This window comes from Phenylobacterium sp. (assembly GCF_035276905.1).
Classification (GTDB): domain Bacteria; phylum Pseudomonadota; class Alphaproteobacteria; order Caulobacterales; family Caulobacteraceae; genus Phenylobacterium.
In genome coordinates, this window is sequence record NZ_DATELG010000186.1 from 1 (window position 1) to 21,623 (window position 21,623).

The window sequence follows — 21,623 nt, forward strand, 5'->3', positions numbered from 1 at the left end:
CGGCGGCAGCTTGGCCAGCATCTTCAGGCGCGACTGGGCCTGGGTGGCCTTGGACGCCTTGGCGCGGAAGCGGTCGACGAAGCTCTGCAGATGGGCGCGGCGGGCGTCGATCTTGGCCCGGCTCGCCTCCTGCAGGCGCAGCTTCTCGCCCAGCTGGCGCTCGAACGCGTCGTAGCCGCCGACGTAAAGCTCCAGCTTGCCGTCCTTCAGGTGCAGGATGTGGTCGCAGGAGTTGTTGAGCAGCTCGCGGTCGTGGCTGATCACCATGGCCGAGTGCGGGTACTTCTTCAGCCGCGCCTCGAGCCACAGCGCGCCTTCCAGGTCGAGGTAGTTGGTCGGCTCGTCGAGCAGCAGCTGGTCGGGCTCGGCGAACAGCGCCGCCGCCAGCGCCACGCGCATCCGCCAGCCGCCGGAGAACTCGGCCATCGGCCGCGACAGATCCGCCTGGGAAAAGCCCAGGCCGCTGAGGATCTCGGCGGCGCGCGAGGGGGCGCGGTCGGCGTCGATCTCGATCAGCCGGCCCCAGATGTCGCCCATCTCGTCGGGTTCGGCGGTTTCCAGCCGCGCCAGCAGGCCGGCGCGCTCGACGTCGGCGGCGAGCACGGTGTCGAGCAGGGTTATGGGGGTGGCCGGATGTTCCTGGTCGACCGAGCCGATCCGCGCCTGGCGCGGCAGGCTGATCTCGCCGCCGCCGGGCGCGAGCTTGCCCAGGATCAACTTGAACAGGGTCGACTTGCCGACGCCGTTGCGGCCGACGAGGCCGACCTTGGCGTCCTTCGGCACGTTCACGCTCGCCTGGTCGAAGAAGCGCCGGCCCCAGGCGTCGAAGACGAGCTCGTTGATCTGCAGCATGCGGAAGGACCGGTCGGACTGTCGGCGCGCGCACGCGCTCGCCGGAACTGCGGGAGGGGAGGAGACCAGGAAGTTTCGAACCGCGCCGCCGCCTGATCGGGGGCGCTCCATAACAGATGAGCCTCGCGGCGTCATCGCCGCGTCGCGCTTCGGGCTTATCCAGACCGCGATATATGCTGCGACCGCCTTGGCGAGCCGAGACCTTAAGGCTATAGAGCCCGCCACTTCGCGGTCCGCCGCCCACCTCCCACAGAAGCCGAAGACCAGAGAGACATGACCGAACGCACCTTCTCGATCATCAAGCCGGACGCGACGCGTCGGAACCTGACCGGCAAGGTCAATGCGGTGATCGAGGACGCGGGCCTGCGCATCGTCGCGCAGAAGCGCATCCAGATGAGCCGCGCCCAGGCCGAGAAGTTCTACGAGATCCACAAGGAGCGCCCGTTCTTCGGCGAGCTGGTCGAGTTCATGACCTCGGCCCCGGTCGTGGTGCAGGTGCTCGAGGGCGAGGGCGCCGTGGCGCGCTACCGCGAAGTCATGGGCGCCACCAATCCGGCCCAGGCCGCGGACGGCACGATCCGCAAGCTCTACGCCGAGAGCGTCGGCGAGAACTCGGTCCACGGCTCCGACAGCCTGGAGAACGCCCAGATCGAGATCGCCCAGTTCTTCACCGACGCCGAGATCGTCGGTTAAGCCGGAAACCGAGGTTGCGCCGAGGGGGTTACTCCCTCGGCGGTCTATTCAAGCGAAACAGTTGAGATGAGAGAGCCCAAGATCGGGGGCTTCACCGAACGGCTGTCTACCCAGGCAGAGGCTCGGAAGGCCCTTCTTGCTAAGATGAAGCCGAAGCCGACGGTGCGCCCGGAGGTGTTCGAGACCACGGCCCAGAAGAAGGCCCGTGAGCTGGAAGAGGTGCGCGCCCGCCGCGCCGCCGAGAAGGAAGAAGCCCGCCAGCGCGCCGAAGAGGCCGAGGCGGAGCGCCAGGAAGCGCTCGCCAACGACGAGCAACTGCAACTGGAGCTGAAGCGTCAGGAGCGCAAGGATCGCAAGGCGGCGGCGAAGGCCGAAGCCCGCGCCAAGCGTGAAGCCAAGGCCGCGGCGCGCCGCGGCTGAGCTTGGAGGAGCGTCCTTGAGGGGACGCTCCGGTCCGGATGTCCGGGCTTGGCGGCTCAATCGTCGACGCCGCCCGTCAGGCGTCGCGACATCTCGCCATAGTAGCCCTGGATCAGCAGTTCGACAGGATCGCCGCGCTCTTCGGCCTCGAAGGCCAGGTCCTTGGCCATCTGAATTGCGGCCGAGCGTGACATTCCGTGTTCGAGCGGACTGCCGTCACGAAAGACGGTCCAGTCGCCGTCCTTCAGCGTCACCGCGTATTGCACCATACCGCCACTCTACCCTTCAAGCCGAAGCTTCAGCGTATTTCGCGCTGAAAGGTTCCCAATGATGAGGAACGCTGGTTTCTAAGCGGCGCAGTATCCGGGATTTCAGGCTGTGCTCTGGCCTTGAGAACAGACGCCCGCCGCCTGCCCGAACACCAGCCGCGTCGCCGGGCGTCACGCCGGCAATTCCGGCAAGCTTAGCCTGTTCCTGCGATGACCTCGCAGCGTCACTTCATCCGCGGCGGCGGAGCCGCGCCGAGTTCCATCAGGAGGCTCGCGAGCCCCGGGCGATCGAGCGGAAAGGGCGGCCTTGCAGCCCAAGCCGCCTTGCGCCCGGCCCGCGGGCACGCGATATCCAGGGGCGGCGACCCGCTCGGCAGGCTCGCCTGAGATTCCAGAAGGACTTCCCCCGAATGCGTGACCCCGTCACAACCGCGCTGGGCCTCGTGCCGATGGTCGTCGAGCAGACGAGCCGTGGCGAGCGCGCCTACGACATCTTCTCCCGCCTCCTGAAGGACCGGATCGTGTTCCTCGCCGGCCCGGTGGAGGACAACATGGCCTCGCTGATCTGCGCGCAGCTGCTGCACCTCGAGGCGGAGAACCCGAAGAAAGAGATCCAGATGTACATCAACTCGCCTGGCGGGGTGGTGACGTCCGGTCTCGCCATCTACGACACCATGCAGTACATCAAGAGCCCGGTGATCACCCTGTGCCTCGGCATGGCGGCCTCGATGGGCTCGTTCCTGCTGATGGCCGGGGAAAAGGGCCAGCGCATCGCGCTGCCGAACTCGCGCATCATGGTGCACCAGCCGTCGGGCGGCTTCTCCGGCAAGGCCTCGGACATCGAGCGCCACGCCGAGGACATCCTCAAGACCAAGCGCCGGCTGAACGAGATCTACGCCAAGCACACCGGTCAGCCGATCGAGGTGGTCGAGGAGACGCTGGACCGCGACTACTTCATGACCGCCGAGGAAGCCCGCGACTGGGGCCTCGTCGACCACGTCTGGGAAAAGCGCGACGCCGAGGGCTGACCCCAGCTTCGATTGCTCTAGACCCAGGTGTCGAGGTTCTCGCCCTGGCCGGGCTCCAGCGCGCGGCCGCGGCGGGGGCGCTTCTGGTCGGCGGCCTTGCGCACGGCCTCTTCATCCGGCTTTCGGCTCACCGCCTTGACCGGCGTGATCGGACGATAGGTGACGGGCTGCAGCGCCACGGCGCGGATCCTTCGCGAATCTATCCGTCCAGCATCGAGCCCAGCCGTTAACCGGGGGTTAGTCCGCCGGAACCGCTCGCGGAGCGCCGCGCGCGCCCTTAAAGGGGGCGTGCATGACTGACACCTGCGTCTATGGCGCGCCGCCCGTGGCGTTGGCCGAGGTTCCGCCCGGGGCCCGCCAGGCCTCGCCGTTGGTCCCCGGCGCGGCGGCGCTGGAAGACTTCGCGCCCGCCAGCCTCTCCGCCGCCGTGATCGCCGCCCCGCCGGGCACGATCGAGCGCCGCTATGTCCTGGCGCTCGCCCTTCGCGCCCTGCAGCCTGGCGCGTCGCTGACCGCGCTGGCGCACAAGGAGAAGGGCGGCTCGCGCCTGCGCAAGGAGCTGGAGGGGTTCGGCTGCAGCGTCGAGGAGGTCGGCCGCCACCATCAGCGGATCTGTCACGTCGTCCGTCCTCAGGCGGCAGAGGGCCTGGAGGCGGCGATCGCCGCAGGCGGCCCTCAGCGGGTCAGCGGCGGTCTATGGAGCCAGCCGGGCGTCTTCAGCTGGGACCGCGACGATTTGGGCAGCCAGGCGCTGATCGCAGCGCTGCCGCCGCTCGCCGGCCACGGCGCGGACCTGGGCTGCGGAATCGGCGTTCTGGCCCGGGCGGTGCTGGCGAGCCCGAAGGCCACGCGGCTGGACCTGGTGGATCTCGACCGGCGGGCGATCGAGGCCGCCCGCCGCAACATCGAGGACCCGCGGGCGCAGTTCCATTGGGCGGACGTGCGCCGGGGACCGGAGCTTTCCGGCCTGGACTTCGTGGTCACCAACCCGCCGTTCCACGACACCGGGCTGGAGGACAAGGCGCTGGGCCAGGCCTTCATCCGCCGCGCGCACGGCATGCTGCGGCCGGGCGGGGCGCTCTGGCTGGTGGCCAACCGGCACCTGCCCTACGAGGCCGTGCTCGGCGAGGCCTTCGCCAAGGTCCTGCCGCGGGGCGAGGGCGGGGCGTTCAAGATCTACGAGGCGCGCAGGTGAGCGGGACCCTGAGGCTCGACCGGCTTCTGGCCAACATGGGCTACGGCTCGCGGCGCGAGGTCCAGCAGCTGGTGCGCGCCGGTCTCGTCACCCTCGACGGCGCCGAAGTGGCGGACGCGGAGATGCGCATCGCCCTGACCCCCGAGCTCTCGCAGCGGATGCAGGTGAGGGGCGCGGCCCTCGATCCGCCGCCGGGCATGGCGCTGATGCTGCACAAGCCGCTTGGCGCCACCTGCTCGCACAAGGAGGCGGGGCCGCTGGTCTACGACCTGCTGCCGGGGCGCTGGCGGATGCGCGATCCGGCGATCTCCACCGTGGGCCGGCTCGACAAGGAGACCTCGGGCCTCCTGCTGCTGACCGACGACGGGGGGCTGCTGCATCGGATCATCTCGCCGAAGAAGCACGTCTCGAAGCGTTATCTCGCGACCCTGGCGCGGCCGCTCGACGGGCACGAGGGCGCGCGCTTCGCGTCTGGCGAGCTGATGCTGGACGGCGAGGACAAGCCGCTCCTGCCGGCGAAGCTGGAGCCGCTGTCGGAGCGCCAGGCGTGGCTCACCATCACCGAGGGCCGCTACCACCAGGTACGGCGGATGTTCGCCGCCGTCGGCAACCACGTCGAGGCGCTGCACCGCGACCGCGTCGGCGGCCTCGACCTGCCGGCCGATCTGGAGCCTGGGGCGTTCCGCCTGCTCGCGGCGGACCAGATCGCCGCCGTCTTCGCAGGTCCCGCGGCATGATCCGCTGGGAGCACCTCGACACGGCCCCGATCCCCGACGGCGGCGAGCTGAAGCTGATGCGCCGGGGGACCGAGTACTCGATCATGTCCGGCTCGATCGAGCTGATGAACAGCCGGCTGAGCGGCTCGGAGGAGGCGCTGGCCACCTTGACCTGCGAGGGCCTGAAGGCCGGCGCCGAGGTGCTGATCGGCGGGCTCGGCATGGGCTTCACCCTGCGCGCGGCGCTGGGCCTGCTGCCGGCGGGCGCCCGGGTGACCGTGGCCGAGCTGGTCCCCGCCGTCGTGGCCTGGGCGCGCGGTCCGCTGGCCGCGGTGTTCGCCGGCAGCCTCGATGATCCGCGCGTGCGGATCCGAGAGGGCGACGTCGCCGAGGCGATCGAAGACGCGCGCGGAATCTTCGACGCCATCCTGCTGGACGTCGACAACGGGCCTGGCGGCCTGAACCGCGAGGCCAACGACGGCCTCTACGACCCGCCCGGCCTCGCCCGCGCCCGCCGGGCGCTGAAGCCCGGCGGGATCCTGGCGGTCTGGTCGGCGGCGCCGGACGAGCGCTTCACCGGCCGGCTGCGCAAGGCCGGGTTCGCCGTCGAGGAGAAGCGTGTGAGGGCGACGCGCAGCGGCCGCGGCGCGCGGCACGTGATCTGGCTGGCGCGGACTGCCTGAATTCTGGTGCTTGAATTGTTGGTGCGGATGAGAGGACTCGAACCTCCACGCCTTGCGGCGCTGGAACCTAAATCCAGTGCGTCTACCAGTTCCGCCACATCCGCCCGGCGGACTCCATTACAGACTAAGCGCGCCGCGGCCAAGGCCGGCTGGACAGCGCCACGGCTTTTGGCTTGGACGGCGGGGCCGGGCGTGACATAAGTCGCCGCCTTCCGCCCCGGGCCTCGGGGCGGGTTCCTTTTCCATGCGAGAGGCGGCCGGCGGCGCGCAAGCGCCCTCAAGGCCCCCGGAAGTCAAGAATGTCGATGCAGATCGTTGAAAAGTCTGGCGAAGGCCTGAGCCGCGTCTATGGCGTGACCGTCCCGGTGGCGGACCTCACCGAGAAGCTGGAGGCGCGGATCGCCGAGATCACGCCGACGCTCAACATCAAGGGCTTCCGCCCGGGCAAGGTGCCGACCGCGCACGTGCGCCGCCTCTACGGCAAGGCGCTGATGGGCGAGGTGGTCGAGCAGACGCTCTCGGAGACCACCCAGAAGGTTATCACCGACAACAACCTGCGTCCCGCCGGCGAGCCGGACCTGAAGCCGGAAGGCGACCTGAAGGCGGTCATCGACGGCAAGGCGGACCTCGCCTACGAGCTGGCCCTCGACCTGATGCCGGAGTTTACCCCGGTCGACGCCGCGACGCTGGAGCTGAAGCGCCCGGTCTACGAGCCGGCCGACGCCGAGGTCGACGAGGCGGTCGCCGAGCTGGCCAAGCAGAACCGCACCTATGAGCCGCGCACCGGCAAGACCGTGAAGGCCAAGGACGGCGACATGGTCGTCATCGACTTCGTCGGCAAGCTGGACGGCGAGGCCTTCACCGGCGGCACGGCCAACGACGCCGAGCTGGTGCTGGGCTCGGGCCAGTTCATCCCTGGCTTCGAGGATCAGCTGGTCGGCGCCAAGCCCGACAGCGACGTGGAGGTGAAGGTCACCTTCCCGGAAAACTACCAGGCCGCCAACCTCGCCGGCAAAGAGGCGGTGTTCGAGGTCAAGGTGAAGGAGGTCAAGGCGCCGGTCGAGACCACGCCGGACGACGCCTTCGCCGAGCGCCTGGGCATCGAGAACCTCGAGAAGCTGCGCGAGCTGCTGAAGACCAACCTCGCCGAGCAGTACGCCCGCGCCAGCCGCTTCAAGCTGAAGCGCGCGCTCCTGGACCAGCTCGACGCCAAGCACGACTTCCCGCTGCCGCCGAAGATGGTCGAGGCCGAGTTCGCCTCGATCTGGAGCCAGGTGCAGCAGGACAAGGCGGGCGGAACCCTGCCGCAGGACGACGCCGAGAAGACCGACGAGCAGCTGCAGGCCGAGTACCGCAAGATCGCCGAGCGGCGGGTGCGCCTGGGCCTGGTGCTGGCCGAGGTCGGCCGCGCCGAGAACGTCCAGGTCACCGACCAGGAGCTGGCCGAGGCCATGCGCCAGGAGGCCATGCGCTACGGGGCGCAGGCGCAGCAGATCTTCGACCTGTTCCGCCAGAACCCCAACGCCCAGGCCCAGTTGCGCGCGCCGATCTTCGAGGACAAGGTCGTCGACCTGATCGTCTCGAAGGCCAAGGTCGAGGACGAGAAAGTCTCCAAGGAAGACCTCCTGAAGGAGGACGACCTGCCGGAAGGCTACGGCGAATAGCCGTCAGGAGCTGACCGGCCGAAAGAACCCCGGCTTCCCGCGAAGCCGGGGTTTTTTATTTGAACTTCGGCGGCGCAGGGCATCTGCTTGTGGAACTGCGGCGCAGGTCCCGACATTTTCGTCAGAGCTGGGCTGTGGTGGTGTCCGTCATTCCGAAGGAGACCTGACGTTGCAGAAACCGATGATGAAAACGAGCGCATTGGCGGGCGTGGCGATCCTCGCGGCCCTGGCGACGAGCGGCTGCGCCTCGCACCAGTTCGTGCGCGACCAGGTGGCCGTGGCCGACGAGCACACCACGCGGGTGGAAGGCACGGCGAAGGACGCGCTCGACCGCGCCAACGCCGCCCACAAGCTGGCGGAGGGCAAGTTCCTCTACGAGGTCGTGCTGTCGGACGATTCGGTGAAGTTCCCGGTCAACCAGCATGCGCTCTCACCCGAGGCGCAGCAGCGGCTGTCGGAGCTGGTCACCAAGCTGAAGTCGGAGAACCACAACGTCTACCTGGAGATCCAGGGACACACGGACTCCCGCGGCAGCAGCGCCTACAACGACACCCTGGGCGAGGCGCGCGCCGAGGCGGTGCGCAAATACCTCAACCAGCAGGGCGTGGCGCTCAACCGGATGTCGGTGATCTCCTACGGCAAGGACGTGCCGGTGGCCTCCAACGACACGCCCGAGGGCAGAGCCCAGAACCGGCGCGTGGTGATCATCGTCCTGTCGTGATGCGTCAGGCTTCCGGCTGACGGGATTTCGGCGCGGCCTCGTCGCCCCATTGCGAGGCCGTGACCGAGACGCCGAGCGTCTGGCACATCCGCAGATTGTCCATCAGCTGCGGATAGAGCGGATCGCTTTCGGGGAAGCTGCCCGGCTCCCAGGCCGCCGAGGCGCTGGGTCTGGCGTCGCCCAGCACCAGGAACGGACGTCGCGCCTGGCCAGGCACGGCGTAGGCGCCGCACAGCACCCGCAGGTCCTGGCCGGCGTTCAGCACCTTCAGGTCGGAGACCTGCAGGCCGCGCGGCTCGGACTTCCACTGGTAGAAGAAGCGCACGAACAGCGCCGGCAGCGGATCGGCGCTGCGCAGCGCGGCGGGGGCGGAGGCGTGGCTCGGCGCGGCGGCCATCAGGGCGGCCACGATCGCGGCGGTTGCAGGAATGCGGCGGGTCATGTGGCGAGATTGCGGCTGGTTTGCGGCGCCGGCAATCTGCCTCAATGGCCAAGCTTCGTTATGCCGCGCTGATGCCCGGATCGAGACATCGAGACGCCCCCTCAGTCGCTTCGCGACAGCTCCCCCTGTGGGGGAGCATCTTCGCGCCTCAGCTCGCCTTGGCCAGCTCTCCGATCACAAAGGCGTCCTCGCCGGCGCGGACCAGGCCTTCGAGCACGTCGGGCAGGTCGTGGGTGTCGACGATCAGCACCAGCCCCACGCCGCAGTTGAACGTCCGGCGCAGCTCGTGGTCGGCGACGCCGCCCACGTCCTGCAGCCACTGGAACACCGGCGGCAGCGCCCAGGCGTTCCAGTCGAAGCGGGCCTCCAGCCCCTCGGCGATCGCCCGCGGCGGGTTTTCGATCAGGCCGCCGCCGGTGATGTGCGCCAGGCCCTCGACGCGGCCGGCCTTCAGGTGCGGCAGGACGGTCTGCACATAGATCCTGGTCGGGGCAAGCAGGGCCGCGGCCAGGCTCTGGCCGGGGGCGAACGGCGCCTCGGCCTCCCAGGAAAGGCCCGAGCGCTCGACGATCCGGCGGATCAGCGAATAGCCGTTGGAGTGGGGGCCCGAGGAGGCCAGGCCGATCAGGATGTCGCCCGGCTTCTGCGCGCCGAGCCTCGGCAGCACCCTGTCGCGGTCGACCGCGCCGACGCAGAAGCCGGCCATGTCGTAGTCGCCGGCGGCGTACATGCCGGGCATCTCGGCGGTCTCGCCGCCGACCAGGGCGCAGTTCGCCTGTCTGCAACCCTCGGCGATGCCGGCCACGACCGTGGCCGCGGCCTCCACGTCGAGCTTGCCGGTGGCGAAATAGTCCAGGAACATCAAGGGCTCGGCGCCCTGCGCCAGGAGGTCGTTGACGCACATGCCGACGAGGTCGATCCCCACGGTGTCGTGGATCCCGGTCTCGATGGCGACCTTCAACTTGGTGCCGACGCCGTCGGTGGTGGTGACCAGCAGCGGATCGGCATAGCCCGCCGCCTTGAGGTCGAAAAGCGCGCCGAATCCGCCCAGCGAAGCCTCCGCGCCCGGCCGGCGCGTGGCCTTGGCCAGGGGCTTGATCCGCTCCACCAGCGCATTGCCCGCATCGATGTCGACCCCGGCTTGGGCGTAGGTGAGACCATTCGGCCGTTCGGACATTGAGGTAACGCCTTCAACGAAATAAAGGATCGCGCACATCCCGGGCCTTGCAGACTCGGGCCCGCGCGGGGCTATAGCTAATCGATGACGCCTATTACCACCACCGCGGAACTTGCGGGGTTTTGCGAGAGGCTCAAGGGCCAACCGTTCGTCGCCGTGGACACCGAGTTCATGCGCGAAACCACCTATTGGCCGAAGCTCTGCCTGATCCAGGCCGCAGCCCCGAACGCCCACGCCGTGATCGATCCGCTCGCGGACGGCATCGACCTCGCGCCCTTCCTCGCCGTCCTGCGCGACGAGAAGATCCTGAAGGTTTTCCACGCCGCCCGCCAGGACGTCGAGATCTTCAACAACCTGCGGGCCATGCCTTGCTCTCTGTTCGACACCCAGGTGGCGGGCATGGCGGCGGGCTTCGGCGAGCAGATCGCCTACGACGCCCTGGTCCGACAGATGCTGAAGATCGAGCTCGACAAGTCCAGCCGGTTCACCGACTGGGCGCGCCGCCCGCTCTCCGACAGCCAGCTGACCTATGCGCTGGCCGACGTGACGCACCTGGCGGACCTCTATCCGCGGCTGCGCCAGCGGCTGGAACAGGAGGGCCGGCTCGCCTGGGTGACCGACGAGATGACCGGCCTGACCGATCCGGCCAACTACGACGTCGATCCGGAGAACGCCTGGCGGCGGCTTCGGCCGCGGCGGCACACCACCAAGTACCTCGCCGTCTACAAGGCCGTCGCCGCCTGGCGCGAGCGCACCGCCCAGCTGCGCGACCAGCCGCGCGGCCGCATCCTGAAGGACGAGGCGATCGACGAGATCGCCACCCAGGCGCCGACCGACGCCGACGGCCTGGACCGGCTGCGCTCGGTGCCGAAGGGCTTTTCCGGTTCGCGCTTCGGCCCGGACCTGCTGGCGGCGGTGCGCGAGGCGCTGAAGGACCCGGACGGCTACGCCCCGGTGATCGAACGGGCCAAGACCCCGCCGTCGCCCGCGGCCGGCGCGGTCGTCGAGCTGCTCAAGGTGCTTCTGAAGGCGCGGGCGGAGGAGGCGGGCGTCGCCTCCAAGCTGATCGCCACCGTCGCCGACCTGGAGCTGATCGCCAACGACGACGAGGCGCCCACGGCGGCGCTGGCGGGCTGGCGGCGCGAGGCCTTCGGCGAGGACGCCCTGAAGCTCAAGCGCGGCGAGCTCGCCCTGGTGCTCGACGGCACGCGGGTGCGGGTGGTCGAGGTGCGCCGGGCGCCGCGGACGGCCGCGGCCCAGTAGCCGGACGCCCCGTCCGCCGCCGCTTCATTTGCAGTGGGCGGGACCGGAAAGCTCTGGATGGTTCAAAGATCGCCGCAAGGCCATGGCTGTTCATGGTTAATGTCGTTCGTCCTCGCTTAATCCACAGCTTCTCCACAGGCTTGCGCACAGACTGCGACGAATTGCGTAACGCTGATCTCTTGCCGGCTGGGCCGGGCCGTTGAAACTTCCACCTGCATAGAGGGATGCGGCGCGGCGCACCGCCAGGGCGTCAAGCGGGCAGACGGTTCCGGCTGACAGGAGGGCCCGGGTTCGCCCGGACCCTCCCATTCGCGGGGACCGCGGACCACCTCGTGCCCCCTTGCGACAGGGGGTGGCCGACTCGATGGCGCAGATCACCCCAACGGATCTGTGGAAGGGCGACTCCGGGACCTCCCGCGTCGCCCTTCTTTCATGTCCGCTGCAGGCGCCGGCGGATCTCGGCCTGCAGCGCCGGCAGGATCTCGGCCTCGAACCAGGGATGCTTCTGCATCCACAGCCGGCTGCGCCACGCCGGGTGCGGCAGGGCGACCAGCGCCGGCCCGAACGCCGGATAGGCGCGGACGGCCTCGGTCATGCTCCGCTTCGGGCGCGGCGGCAGGTAGCGGGCTTGCGCGTAGGTCCCGACCAGCAGGGTCAGGCGGTCGGCGGGCAGCAGCGACAGCAGCCGCTCGTGCCACAGCGGCGCGCACTCCGGCCGCGGCGGCAGGTCGCCGCCGGCGCCCTTGCCCGGATAGCAGAAGCCCATCGGCGTCAGCGCCACCAGCTCCGCATCGTAGAAGGCTTCCCGCGAGATTCCGGTCCAGGCCCGTAGCCGATCGCCGCTGTCGTCGTCCCAGGGCGCGCCGCTGGCGTGGACGCGCGAGCCCGGCGCCTGGCCGATGATCACGATCCGGGCGCGCGGGCTGAACTGGACGATGGGCCTCGGCCCCGCCGCCAGTTGGTCCGCGCAGACCCGGCACCGGCGGATCTCCGCCAGCAGGGCGCAGGCGTCTTGGCTCACTCCGCCGCGGTGGCGCCGGCGCGGAACGGCAACGTCCAGTTGTGGCGCGGGAAGTGGCAGGTGTAGCCGTTGGGGATCCGCTCGAGGTAGTCCTGATGCTCCGGCTCGGCCTCCCAGAACGGCCCGACGGGCTCGACGGTGGTGACCACCTTGCCTGGCCACAGGCCCGAGGCGTCGACGTCGGCGATGGTGTCGAGCGCCGTCTGCCTCTGCGCCTCTGAGGTGTAGTAGATCGCCGAGCGGTAGCTGGTCCCGAGGTCGTTGCCCTGGCGGTTCAGGGTCGTCGGATCGTGGATCTGGAAGAAGAACTCCAGAAGGTCGCGGTAGTTGATCTGCGCCGGATCGAAGACGATCTCGATCGCTTCGGCGTGGGTTCCGTGGTTGCGATAGGTGGCGTTGGGCACGTCGCCGCCGCTGTAGCCGACGCGGGTGGCGATCACGCCGGGCTTCTTGCGGATCAGGTCCTGCATGCCCCAGAAGCAGCCCCCGGCCAGGACAGCTCGCTCGGTCTGGGTCATCGTGGGTCTCCTTGGTGGGCGGCCGCGCAGGTCGCGAGCTTATCGCGCCTGCGAGTCGAGCGGAAGAAATGGGGGCTGTGGGCCGGCGGGGGAAGGTGGCACTCTGGAAGGACGGCAAACGGTTACGCATGTCCAACGATCCCCCGGAGGAAGCGATAACGCGCCGCGTACGTTTAGCCATCGAAGCACGGAGCATCCGATGGCCCTGGTGGTGATGGGAGCATTGTTGATCATCGTCGGGATCGTGATGGCGGCTGTGCGAACCGCTGGGCGGGGCCGGCTCAGCCAGCCGAAGACCCAGGCTACGGGCCAGGCTACGGGCCAGCCGACCACGCTCGAACCCACCGGCGAAGGCAGGCGCCTCAGCCTCAAGGCCGACCTGCTCGGCTTGGGAATTGCGGCGCTGGGCGCCGTTCTCATCTTCGCTGGCGCGCTGATGAACGGCGCCACGGCGGGCTGACGTCGGCCCCGCCTCGATCAGGCGGCCTCGAAGCGCAGCCGGAGTGTGGAGGCCAGGGTTTGGGCGCGCTTGGCGATCTGTTCGCCGAGCAGCATGTCGTCCCAGCCGGCGCGCGCCCTGAGGGTCAGTTGCTCGCCGGCGATGGCCAGCGGCACATTCGGCAGCAGCGAGGGGTTGCGGCCGGAGAGGTCGCAGCCCAGCCGGATCGCCGCGCCCAGCGCCCGCGCCCGCTGGCGCCGCTCGGGCGTCAGCAGCCGGCCCACGATGGCGGCCCCCTCCGGCGGCGTCGAGGCCGTGGAATGGCGCGAGAAGGCGGCGCAGGCGAGGAAGGCGCGCTCGGCGTGGGTCATGCCGGCGATCGGCGCGCGGAGCACCTCCTCGAAGGCGATGTCGGCCCGGTGATCGGGGTGGAGCCTGGCGCCGATGTCGGCCAGCCGGCAGGCGGCGGAGGTCAGCATCCGGTCGCGATGGGCGAACAGGGGGCTAAGCTGGGCGAAGGCCGGGGAGAGCCAGGCCTCCAGCGAGGCCCCGAGGTCCTGCGACAGGCCGCGCACCGAGGTCAGCGCCTCACAGCCCTCCAGCAACGGGTCGCGGGCGCGCATCCGCGGGTCCATGGCCTCGAGCAGCAGCCCCTCGCGCACGCCATAGGCCGAGATCACCACCCGCTCGACCCCGAGGCGCTCGATCACCGCCTCCAGCACCAGGGCGGCGTAGGGCAGGGTGTCGAAGCGTTTCTTCGACAGCCCCTTGATTCCGTCCAGCGACGACTTCGACAGCCGCTCGACGAAGCGTGCCACCTCGACGGCGTCGCTGCGGCTCATCTCGTACTGGTGGGCCACGCGAAGCGGGTAGTTGACCATCTCCATGTGCAGGAGGGCCAGGTTGCGCCAGGCGCCCCCGACGGCGTGGAACTCGCGGCTGCGGAAGCGGCTCGCGACCGGGCCGAGCTCGGCCTCGATGGCGCGGCGGGTGCGTTCGATGTCGAGCGCGCGCGGCGCGCCCAGGGCGAAGGGGCCCAGCCCCAGCGTCTCCCCGTGGCGGGGCGTTCCATCGACCAGCCGCACCAGCTCCAGGCTGGAGCCGCCCAGGTCGCCCACCACGCCGTCGGCGCTCGGATCGCCCGCCAGGACGCCGAGGGCGGCGTAGCGCGCCTCCTCCTCGCCGGAGAGCACGCGGACGTCGAAGCCGGTCTCCTCCTTCACGCGCCGCAGGAAGGCTTGGCCGTCGGCGGCTTCGCGGACCGCGGCGGTGGCGGCGGCGGTGATGTCCTGCGCCTCCCAGCCGTTCAGCAGGGTGCGGAACCGATGCAGGGCCGAGAGCGCGACCTTAACGCCTTCGGCCGACAGCCGGCCGGTGACCGGCAGGTCGCGGCCGAGGCCGGCGAGCGCCTTCTCGTTGAAGATCGTCCAGATTGCGCGACCTTCGAGCCGATAGATGACCAGGCGGACCGAGTTCGATCCGAGGTCGATGACGGCGGCCTGACGCGGCTCGGGAGGACTATCCGCGCGGCGCCACATCTTCGATCGCGCGCGGCATGTCCTTCACTTTCTGGCCTCGACCCGAGAGGCTGGGATTCGTCATGAAGTACTCATGCGCTGAGAAGGCGTCAGGGTGGTCCCACGCCGGGTCCCGCGTATAGCGGCCCTCGCTGTCCAGGGTCCAGCTCTGAGCTTCGTCGCGAAGGTTGGCCACCAGGATTTGATTGAGCACCTGGCGGTGCACGGTGGGGTTCTCGATCGGCGTCAGCGCCTCGACGCGGCGGTCGAGGTTGCGCGGCATCCAGTCGGCCGAGGAGATGAACAGCCGCGCTTCGTCGGACGGCAGCGGCTTGCCATTGGCGAAGGCGACGATGCGCGCGTGCTCCAGGAAGCGGCCGATTATGCTCTTCACGCGGATGTTTTCGGACAGGCCGGGGACGCCGGGCCGCAGGCAGCAGATGCCGCGGACGACCAGGCGGATCTCCACACCCGCCTGGCTCGCGGCGTAGAGGGCGTCGATGATCTCCGGGTCAACCAGCGAATTCAACTTGGCCCAGATGGCCGCGGGCTTGCCCTGACGGGCGTTCTCGGCCTCGTTGGCGATCAGGGCGAGCAGGTCGCGCTTCATGGTCACCGGCGAGAACGACAGCTTCTCCAGCTGGTCGGGCTGGGCGTAGCCGGTGACGAAGTTGAACAGCCGCGCGGAGTCGCGGCCCATCGCCGGGTCGGTCGTAAACAGCGACAGATCGGTGTAGATCCGCGCCGTGACCGGGTGGTAGTTGCCGGTGCCGAAGTGGCAGTAGGTGCGCAAGGCGTCGCCCTCGCGCCGCACCACGGTCGAGAGCTTGGCGTGGGTCTTGTACTCGACGAAGCCGAAGACCACGTGGACGCCCGCGCGCTCCAGGTCGCGCGCCCACTTCAGGTTCGCTTCCTCGTCGAAGCGGGCCTTGATCTCGACCACCGCGGTGACGTTCTTGCCGGTCTCGGCGGCCTCGATGAGGGCGGCGACGATCGGGCTGTTCTTCGAGGTCCGGTAAAGCGTCTGCTTGATCGCCAGCACGTTGGGGTCGCGCGCCGCCTGGCGGATGAACTGCACCACCACGTCGAAGCTCTCGAACGGATGGTGGACCAGGATGTCCTTCTCGCGGATCGCGGCGAAGCAGTCCCCGCCGTGGTCGCGGATGCGCTCGGGGAAGCGGGGCTCGAACGGCTTGAACTTCAGCTCCGGACGGTCGGACGGGATCAGCTGCGAAAGCTCGTCCAGGCCCAAGAGGCCGTCGATCAGGATGATGTCCTCGCGCTGGGCGTGCAGGTTGCCGATGATGAAGGCGCGCAGCTCCTCGGGCATGGCCTGCTCGAGCTCGACGCGCACGACCGAGCCCATGCGCCGCTGCTTGAGCAGGGCCTCGAACTCGCGGACCAGATCCTCGGCCTCTTCCTCGATCTCCACGTCCGAGTCGCGGATCAGCCGGAAGACGCCCTGGCTCTCGACCTCGCAGCCGGGGAACAGGTGGTCGAGGAACAGGGAGACGAAACTCTCGAGCGAGATGAAGCGGCGCTCGGCCCTGCGGCGCCCGGCGGTCCGCGGCAGCTCCCAGAAGCGGGCCACCTGAGCCGGCAGCGGGGCCAGGGCGTAGAGCATCCGCCCGTCGCTGAACCGCTTCAGCTTCAGCACCAGCGAGAAGGCGAGATTGGGGATGAACGGGAAGGGGTGCGCCGGATCGATGGCAAGCGGCGTCAGCACCGGGAACAGCTGGTTGGCGAACACCTCCTCCAGCGCCGCCTTCTCCCGCTCGCTGACCTCAGCCGGCGCCACGAGTTTGAGGCCCTCGGCGCCCAGCTCGCCGCACAGCTGGCGCCAGCGGACCTGCTGGTCGGCCATCAGGTCGGCGGCCTCGGCGTTCACCCGCTCCAGCTGTTCGGCAGGCGTCAGGCCGTCCTGGCTGACCACGCGCACGCCCTCGCGCACCTGCGCCTTCAGGCCGGCGACCCGGACCATGTAGAACTCGTCGAGGTTGTTGGCCGAGATCGCCAGGAACCGCAGCCGCTCCAGCAGCGGATGGCGCGGGTTCTTGCTCTCGCCCAGGACCCGGCGATTGAACGCGAGCCAGGACAGCTCGCGGTTGAAGAAGCGCTCGGGAGAGGCGGCGTGGACCTGGACGGCTTCTTCCGGCGCACCGGCCTCTTCGGCGACGGGCTCCAGCATGACAGGCTCGACATAGGTCATCGACGCGACTCCGCGAGAAGGGTGTGGAGATCCGGATCCGGAACGTTTCACTTGGGCCGATTAATCCTCACTCGAAAAGATCAAGGTTTTGAGACCCCTCCTCAAGCACCGTACGCGCCAGCAGACGCGATATCGGTCCGTCCGCCGCTTCGTCCATCCGGCGGACCACCTCCTGCGCCTGGGGAATCGACCGGGGCATGCGGCGCAGCAGGTAGGGGTAGAGCTCGGCCGGCGGGCGGATGCTGCGGTCGCGGAACAGCTTGCGCAGCACGCCCTCGAGCACCGCATCGTCCGGCGCCTCGATCTCGGTCACGAAGAGGGCGTTCAGCCGCGAGCGCAGGTCGGGCAGGTCGGCGGGCCAGCCGGTCGGACGGTTGCGGGCCGTCAGCAGCAGACCCGCGCCCTCGCGCGCCGCCAGGTTGATCAGGTGGAACAGGGCCTCCGCGGGCGTTCCCTGGTCGGCGTCCTCCAGCAGGACCGGCCGGCCCGCGGCCGCAGCCAGGTCGGGCGCCTCGCGCGGCAGCACCGCCGCGCCCGCTTCCGCCGCCCAGATGCGGGCGAGGTGGGTCTTGCCGACGCCTTCGGGCCCGACCAGGGCCAGGCAACCGCCCGGCCAGCGCGGCCAGGACTCCAACGCCGCCAGCGCCTCGGCGTTCGAAGCCCCGCGGACGAACTCCTCACGCGTGTAGCGGGCGGGACGCTGGAGCTTCAGGCGAAGCTGCTGACTCATACGCCGGATCCGAGGGGAGCGCTCACCCGCGCAATCTAGGTCTCCGCCCACACCCGCGCCACCGCGCAGAGCGGGTGGTCCCCGGCTTTCACAGGGTCTTCAGGTCGCGGCTGCAGAACAGGGTCCAGCCTTCCGGCTTGAGGAGCTCGATCGGCGAGAAGCGGACCTTGTAGTCCATCTTCTCCGAGCCGCGGACCCAGTAGCCCAGGTAGACGTAGGGCAGGTTGGTGAGGCCGGCCTGGATGATGTGGTCGAGGATGATGAAGGAGCCGAGGCTGCGCCGCTTCAGGGTCGGGTCGTAGAAGCTGTAGACCAGCGAGAGGCCGTCCCCCATCAGGTCCACCAGGGCGCAGGCGACCAGGTCGCCCGGCCCGCCGTCGGCGGAGCGCATGCGGTATTCGATGACGTGGGTGCGGACCGCGGTGTCCTCGACCATGGCGACATAGTCCGGCCAGGTCATTTCGGCCATGCCGCCGTCGGCGTGACGGGTGGTCAGGTAGCGCCGGAGCAGGTCGAACTGCTCCATGGTGGCCTCGGCCTCCACCAGGTGGCGCTCGATGTCCTCGTTGCGGTTGAGGATCTTCCGCTCGGAGCGCGAGAAGACGTAGTCCATCGTCGGCAGCCGCACGGAGACGCAGGCGTTGCAGGCCTCGCAGGCGGGCCGGTAGGCGATGTTCTGCGAGCGGCGGAAGCCGACCTGGGTCAGGCTGTCGTTGACGGTCGCGCCGTCCGAAAGCGGCAGGTGGGCGAACACCTTGCGCTCGAAGCGCTCAGGCAGGTAGGGGCAGGGGGATGGCGCAGTCAGGAAGAACCTGAGCTGTCTTGTCGCAAAATGCTGCGTCACGGACTGCTGTCGCCCTTAACCCGGTTTTCCTTGATTAGGGGGTATGCCGGCCGCTTTCGCAAGGCGGATCGCAAGCCCCTTTTCTAGAGCGCCGGCGATGGCGGAAGCACCGGAGCCTCTCGCAACAACACGATGGCGATACGCCGGTTGCCGGGGAGCATGGGATCGTCAGGGTACAGCGGCTCGGAGGTGGCTTTTCCGGCCACCTGGTAGATGCGGTCGGCGTCGACGCCGGCGGCCTGCAGGATCTTCCGCGACGCATCAGCGCGGGCGGCCGACAGGGTCCAGTCGCTCTCCGCCTTGGCGCCGCTGGGGCTGGCGCTGGTGTGGCCGTAGATGCTGATTCGGTTCGGCAGCTGGTTGATCACCTTGGAGATCGCCCGCAGCAGCAGCTTGGCCCGGTCGTTCGGCTGGGCGGAGCCCTCGTTGAACATCGAGCGGCCCTCCTGGTCGACCAGCTGGATGCGCAGGCCTTCCGGGGTCTGGTCGACGAGGATGTTCTTCGACAACTCCGCCAGCTCCGGCATGTCCTGCAGCGCCTGGCGCAGCGACTGGGCCGCGGAGGCGAAGGCCGCGTCGTCGCGCCGCTTCAGCGCCTCGCGCATCGCCTCGCTCGAGGCGTCCTGCGAGACCGCCGCCTTGGAGCCGTCCGTGCTCTTGCCGTCGTCGGGATGGCGCGACTCCGGCGACTGCTCCTGGATGATCGCGCTGGAGCCCTTCTCCTGGGCGCCGTCCTTGCCGAGCGCGGTGCCGCCGAGGATCCCGCCCGAGCCGGAGGTGGTTTCCGAGACGCTGGCGGGCGCGAAATAGTCGGCGATGCCGCGTTTCTGCTGCGGCGAGGTGGTGTTGATCAGCCACATCAAGAGGAAGAAGGCCATCATGGCGGTCACGAAGTCGGCGTAGGCCACCTTCCAGGCCCCGCCGTGGTGCCCGGCGCCGCCACCCTTCTTGATCTTCTTGATGACGATCGTCTGGTCGCGATCTGCGGCCATGGTCCCACCCGTTCTAGGCTGTTAGGACGGCAAGGTGCGCGGACCCCGTTAAGATCGGGTTTGCGATGTTGGCCAAAGCGGTTCGAGGGGAGTTTCTGACGATGAAGCTGGCGTTCGCGGGCATGGGCGTGATGGGCTTCCCGATGGCGGGACACCTCGCCCGGGCCGGTCACGATGTCGTGGTCTTCAACCGCAGCCCCGAGAAGGCGCGGCGCTGGGTCGAGACCTACGGCGGCCGCCCCGCCGCGAGCGTCGCCGAAGCGGCCCGTGAGGCGGAGGTCTTCCTGCTCTGCGTCGGCGCCGACGACGACGTGCGCGCGGTGGTGGGCGAGGCGCTCCCGGCGCTGCCGGCGGGGGCGGTGGTCGTCGACCATACGACGACCTCGGCGGTGGTGGCCCGCGACATGGCCGAGCTCGCGGCGGCGGGCGGCCGCGCCTTCGTCGACGCCCCGGTGTCCGGCGGCCAGGCCGGGGCGGAGAACGGCCAGCTCACGATCATGTGCGGCGCCGAGCCCGCGACGTTCGAGCGGGTGAAGCCGGTGCTCGAGGTCTACGCCAAGGCGCTCCGGCTGATGGGCGCGGTGGGGTCGGGCCAGTTGACCAAGATGGTCAATCAGATCTGCATCGCCGGCCTCGTCCAGGGTCTGGCCGAGGCGCTGCACTTCACCAAGCGCGCCGGCCTCGATCCGCAGGCCGTCTATGAGGCGATCTCCAAGGGCGCGGCCCAGTCCTGGCAGATGGACAACCGCTGGAAGACCATGAGCGAGGGCAAGTTCGACTTCGGCTTCGCCGTGGACTGGATGCGCAAGGACCTGGGCCTGGTGCTCGACGAGGCGGCCCGCAACGGGGCCACGCTCGACGTGACCCGACTGGTGGACGGCTTCTACGGCGAGGTGCAGGCGCTGGGCGGCCGGCGCTGGGATACGTCGAGCCTGGTGGCGAGGTTGGAGAAGCCTTGAGGCGGACAGCTTCGCTGAGGCCGCCGGGGAACCTTCTGACTTAGGCTCCCAGCAGCCTTGCCGCGCGCGGCGCGAAGTAGGTGATCACGCCGGCCGCGCCGGCGCGCTTGAAGGCGCCGAGGGTCTCCAGGATCGCCCGCTCTTCGTCAAGCCAGCCGTTCTGGGCGGCCGCCATCAGCATCGCGTACTCGCCGGACACCTGGTAGGCGAAGGTCGGCATCTGGAAGGCGTCGACCACCTGGCGGAGCACGTCGAGGTAGGGCAGGCCGGGCTTGACCATGACCATGTCCGCACCCTCGGCGATGTCGAGGGCCACCTCGCGCAGCGCCTCCTGATGGTTGGCGGCGTCCATCTGATAGGTCTTCTTGTCGGCAGGGGCCCCACCCGTGCCGAGCTTGCCCGAGCCGATCGCGTCCCGGTACGGGCCGTAGAAGGCCGAGGCGAACTTGGCCGCGTAGGACATGATCATCGTGTCGGTCAGGCCCTCGGCCTCCAGCGCCTGGCGCAGGATCCCGCAGCGGCCGTCCATCATGTCCGACGGCGCAAGGATGTCGCAGCCGGCCTTGGCCTGCATCAACCCCTGTTCGACCAGCCGCTCGATGGTGGCCTCGTTGTGGATGCGGCCGCCCCGGATGATCCCGTCGTGGCCGTGGTCGGTGAAGGGGTCGAGCGCCACGTCGCACATGATCCCGACCTCGGGGGCGGCGTCCTTCATGGTCTTCACCGCCCGGGCGATCAGGCCGTCCGGATCATGGGCCAGAGCGCCGGCGGCGTCCTTCTTCGCCCCGTCGATGTGCGGGAAGACGGCGATCGCCGGGATGCCGAACGCCTTGGCCTCCTTGGCGGCGGCCGCCGCATCCTTCAGCGACAGGCGCGAGACGCCCGGCATGGAGGGCACCGGGACCTGGCCTTCGCCTTCGTGCACGACCATCGACCAGATCAGGTCGGCAGGCGTGAGCACGGTCTCGCGGACCAGGCGGCGGATCCAATCGGCCTGGCGCAGCCGGCGCAGGCGCAGGGCGGGATAGGCGGCGAGGGGGGCTTTGCTCATGGCTGCGTCCTGAACGTTCCGGGCAGGAGGTGCAAGACTTCCCTTGTTGACAACACCGGATCGCCGCATCAGTGCGGCGCCATGGATTTCAATCTCACCGAAGATCAGCGCGCGATCCAGGACATGGCGGGCGCATTTGCGGCGGCCGAGCTTGCGCCGCACGCCGCCCGCTGGGACGAGGAGAAGATCTTCCCGATCGAGGCGCTGCGGGCGGCCGCGG

At 69.5% G+C, this 21,623-nt stretch carries 25 protein-coding genes and 1 tRNA gene; 12 read left to right on the forward strand and 14 right to left on the reverse strand.

Going from position 1 to position 21,623, the window contains the following annotated elements:
- The coding region (locus tag VJS38_RS08520) for an ABC-F family ATP-binding cassette domain-containing protein (protein WP_324087725.1) at window positions 1–852 on the reverse strand (852 nt) is incomplete at its 3' end.
- A gap of 273 nt (window positions 853–1,125) precedes the next feature.
- Between VJS38_RS08520 and ndk the strand changes: the two genes are divergently transcribed.
- Together ndk and VJS38_RS08530 are read left to right on the forward strand one after the other, a co-directional pair.
- Window positions 1,126–1,545: a nucleoside-diphosphate kinase gene (gene ndk, locus VJS38_RS08525; RefSeq protein WP_324087726.1), complete on the forward strand. Its 420-nt coding sequence runs from the start codon at window positions 1,126–1,128 to the stop codon at window positions 1,543–1,545.
- A gap of 66 nt (window positions 1,546–1,611) precedes the next feature.
- Window positions 1,612–1,965, forward strand: coding sequence for a DUF6481 family protein (locus tag VJS38_RS08530; RefSeq protein WP_324087727.1), 354 nt, complete (start codon window positions 1,612–1,614; stop codon window positions 1,963–1,965).
- 56 nt (window positions 1,966–2,021) lie between these two features.
- Here VJS38_RS08530 and VJS38_RS08535 read toward each other — a convergent pair whose 3' ends face one another.
- Window positions 2,022–2,234, reverse strand: a complete 213-nt coding sequence (locus VJS38_RS08535; protein WP_324087728.1) for a DUF2188 domain-containing protein — start codon at window positions 2,232–2,234, stop codon at window positions 2,022–2,024.
- Between the two features lie 410 nt (window positions 2,235–2,644).
- Here VJS38_RS08535 and VJS38_RS08540 point away from each other — a divergent pair, with 410 nt between their 5' ends.
- Complete coding sequence (locus VJS38_RS08540; RefSeq protein ID WP_324087729.1) at window positions 2,645–3,262, forward strand: ATP-dependent Clp protease proteolytic subunit; 618 nt, start codon at window positions 2,645–2,647, stop codon at window positions 3,260–3,262.
- Between the two features lie 17 nt (window positions 3,263–3,279).
- On the opposite strand, the gene VJS38_RS08545 is transcribed toward VJS38_RS08540, so the two are convergent.
- Window positions 3,280–3,441: a hypothetical protein gene (locus VJS38_RS08545; protein WP_324087730.1), complete on the reverse strand. Its 162-nt coding sequence runs from the start codon at window positions 3,439–3,441 to the stop codon at window positions 3,280–3,282.
- Window positions 3,442–3,554: 113 nt separating this feature from the next.
- Between VJS38_RS08545 and VJS38_RS08550 the strand changes: the two genes are divergently transcribed.
- The 3 genes from VJS38_RS08550 to VJS38_RS08560 are packed head-to-tail and all read left to right on the forward strand — an operon-like array spanning window position 3,555 to window position 5,856.
- Window positions 3,555–4,457, forward strand: a complete 903-nt coding sequence (locus tag VJS38_RS08550) for a class I SAM-dependent methyltransferase (RefSeq protein ID WP_324087731.1) — start codon at window positions 3,555–3,557, stop codon at window positions 4,455–4,457.
- Window positions 4,454–5,194: an RNA pseudouridine synthase gene (locus VJS38_RS08555; RefSeq protein ID WP_324087732.1), complete on the forward strand. Its 741-nt coding sequence runs from the start codon at window positions 4,454–4,456 to the stop codon at window positions 5,192–5,194. Before VJS38_RS08550 ends, VJS38_RS08555 begins: the two co-directional genes overlap by 4 nt.
- Window positions 5,191–5,856, forward strand: a complete 666-nt coding sequence (locus VJS38_RS08560; RefSeq protein WP_324087733.1) for a spermidine synthase — start codon at window positions 5,191–5,193, stop codon at window positions 5,854–5,856. The genes VJS38_RS08555 and VJS38_RS08560 overlap by 4 nt, the downstream gene beginning before the upstream one ends.
- A 19-nt stretch (window positions 5,857–5,875) precedes the next feature.
- On the opposite strand, the gene VJS38_RS08565 is transcribed toward VJS38_RS08560, so the two are convergent.
- A tRNA-Leu gene (locus tag VJS38_RS08565) sits at window positions 5,876–5,960 on the reverse strand.
- Window positions 5,961–6,161: 201 nt separating this feature from the next.
- Between VJS38_RS08565 and tig the strand changes: the two genes are divergently transcribed.
- Together tig and VJS38_RS08575 are read left to right on the forward strand one after the other, a co-directional pair.
- Window positions 6,162–7,520, forward strand: a complete 1,359-nt coding sequence (gene tig, locus VJS38_RS08570; protein WP_324087744.1) for a trigger factor — start codon at window positions 6,162–6,164, stop codon at window positions 7,518–7,520.
- A gap of 181 nt (window positions 7,521–7,701) precedes the next feature.
- A complete protein-coding gene (locus VJS38_RS08575) occupies window positions 7,702–8,241 on the forward strand; it encodes an OmpA family protein (protein WP_324087745.1) in 540 nt (179 codons plus the stop codon).
- Between the two features lie 4 nt (window positions 8,242–8,245).
- Here the strand turns inward: VJS38_RS08575 and VJS38_RS08580 are convergent, their stop codons facing one another.
- Window positions 8,246–8,728: a hypothetical protein gene (locus tag VJS38_RS08580; RefSeq protein WP_324087734.1), complete on the reverse strand. Its 483-nt coding sequence runs from the start codon at window positions 8,726–8,728 to the stop codon at window positions 8,246–8,248.
- A gap of 103 nt (window positions 8,729–8,831) precedes the next feature.
- Complete coding sequence (gene purM / locus VJS38_RS08585; RefSeq protein WP_324087735.1) at window positions 8,832–9,860, reverse strand: phosphoribosylformylglycinamidine cyclo-ligase; 1,029 nt, start codon at window positions 9,858–9,860, stop codon at window positions 8,832–8,834.
- 84 nt (window positions 9,861–9,944) lie between these two features.
- Between purM and rnd the strand changes: the two genes are divergently transcribed.
- The gene (gene rnd, locus VJS38_RS08590; RefSeq protein ID WP_324087736.1) at window positions 9,945–11,123 is read left to right on the forward strand and encodes a ribonuclease D; all 1,179 of its coding nucleotides are present in this window, start codon (window positions 9,945–9,947) and stop codon (window positions 11,121–11,123) included.
- Between the two features lie 430 nt (window positions 11,124–11,553).
- On the opposite strand, the gene VJS38_RS08595 is transcribed toward rnd, so the two are convergent.
- Together VJS38_RS08595 and msrA are read right to left on the reverse strand one after the other, a co-directional pair.
- On the reverse strand, window positions 11,554–12,144 hold the full coding sequence (locus VJS38_RS08595) for a uracil-DNA glycosylase family protein (protein WP_324087737.1): 591 nt from the start codon (window positions 12,142–12,144) through the stop codon (window positions 11,554–11,556).
- Window positions 12,141–12,662, reverse strand: a complete 522-nt coding sequence (msrA, locus tag VJS38_RS08600; protein ID WP_324087738.1) for a peptide-methionine (S)-S-oxide reductase MsrA — start codon at window positions 12,660–12,662, stop codon at window positions 12,141–12,143. Before msrA ends, VJS38_RS08595 begins: the two co-directional genes overlap by 4 nt.
- Window positions 12,663–12,861: 199 nt before the next feature.
- Here msrA and VJS38_RS08605 point away from each other — a divergent pair, with 199 nt between their 5' ends.
- Entirely contained in the window at window positions 12,862–13,122 is a 261-nt protein-coding gene (locus VJS38_RS08605; RefSeq protein ID WP_324087739.1) for a hypothetical protein, read from the forward strand.
- Window positions 13,123–13,139: 17 nt separating this feature from the next.
- Here the strand turns inward: VJS38_RS08605 and VJS38_RS08610 are convergent, their stop codons facing one another.
- The 5 genes from VJS38_RS08610 to VJS38_RS08630 form a co-directional block, all read right to left on the reverse strand.
- On the reverse strand, window positions 13,140–14,639 hold the full coding sequence (locus VJS38_RS08610) for a Ppx/GppA phosphatase family protein (protein ID WP_324087740.1): 1,500 nt from the start codon (window positions 14,637–14,639) through the stop codon (window positions 13,140–13,142).
- The gene (locus VJS38_RS08615; RefSeq protein WP_324087746.1) at window positions 14,620–16,806 is read right to left on the reverse strand and encodes an RNA degradosome polyphosphate kinase; all 2,187 of its coding nucleotides are present in this window, start codon (window positions 16,804–16,806) and stop codon (window positions 14,620–14,622) included. Before VJS38_RS08615 ends, VJS38_RS08610 begins: the two co-directional genes overlap by 20 nt.
- 88 nt (window positions 16,807–16,894) lie before the next feature.
- Entirely contained in the window at window positions 16,895–17,557 is a 663-nt protein-coding gene (locus VJS38_RS08620; RefSeq protein WP_324087747.1) for a chromosomal replication initiator DnaA, read from the reverse strand.
- Window positions 17,558–17,645: 88 nt separating this feature from the next.
- Entirely contained in the window at window positions 17,646–18,401 is a 756-nt protein-coding gene (locus tag VJS38_RS08625; RefSeq protein ID WP_414692424.1) for an arginyltransferase, read from the reverse strand.
- Window positions 18,402–18,484: 83 nt separating this feature from the next.
- Complete coding sequence (locus tag VJS38_RS08630) at window positions 18,485–19,393, reverse strand: flagellar motor protein MotB (protein WP_324087741.1); 909 nt, start codon at window positions 19,391–19,393, stop codon at window positions 18,485–18,487.
- A 101-nt stretch (window positions 19,394–19,494) separates the two neighbouring features.
- Here VJS38_RS08630 and VJS38_RS08635 point away from each other — a divergent pair, with 101 nt between their 5' ends.
- A complete protein-coding gene (locus VJS38_RS08635; RefSeq protein WP_324087742.1) occupies window positions 19,495–20,352 on the forward strand; it encodes an NAD(P)-dependent oxidoreductase in 858 nt (285 codons plus the stop codon).
- Window positions 20,353–20,392: 40 nt separating this feature from the next.
- On the opposite strand, the gene hemB is transcribed toward VJS38_RS08635, so the two are convergent.
- Complete coding sequence (hemB, locus tag VJS38_RS08640) at window positions 20,393–21,403, reverse strand: porphobilinogen synthase (protein WP_324087743.1); 1,011 nt, start codon at window positions 21,401–21,403, stop codon at window positions 20,393–20,395.
- Window positions 21,404–21,484: 81 nt separating this feature from the next.
- On the opposite strand from hemB, the gene VJS38_RS08645 reads away from it, so the two are divergent.
- A partial coding sequence (locus VJS38_RS08645; RefSeq protein WP_324087455.1) for an acyl-CoA dehydrogenase family protein occupies window positions 21,485–21,623 on the forward strand: 139 nt, incomplete at its 3' end.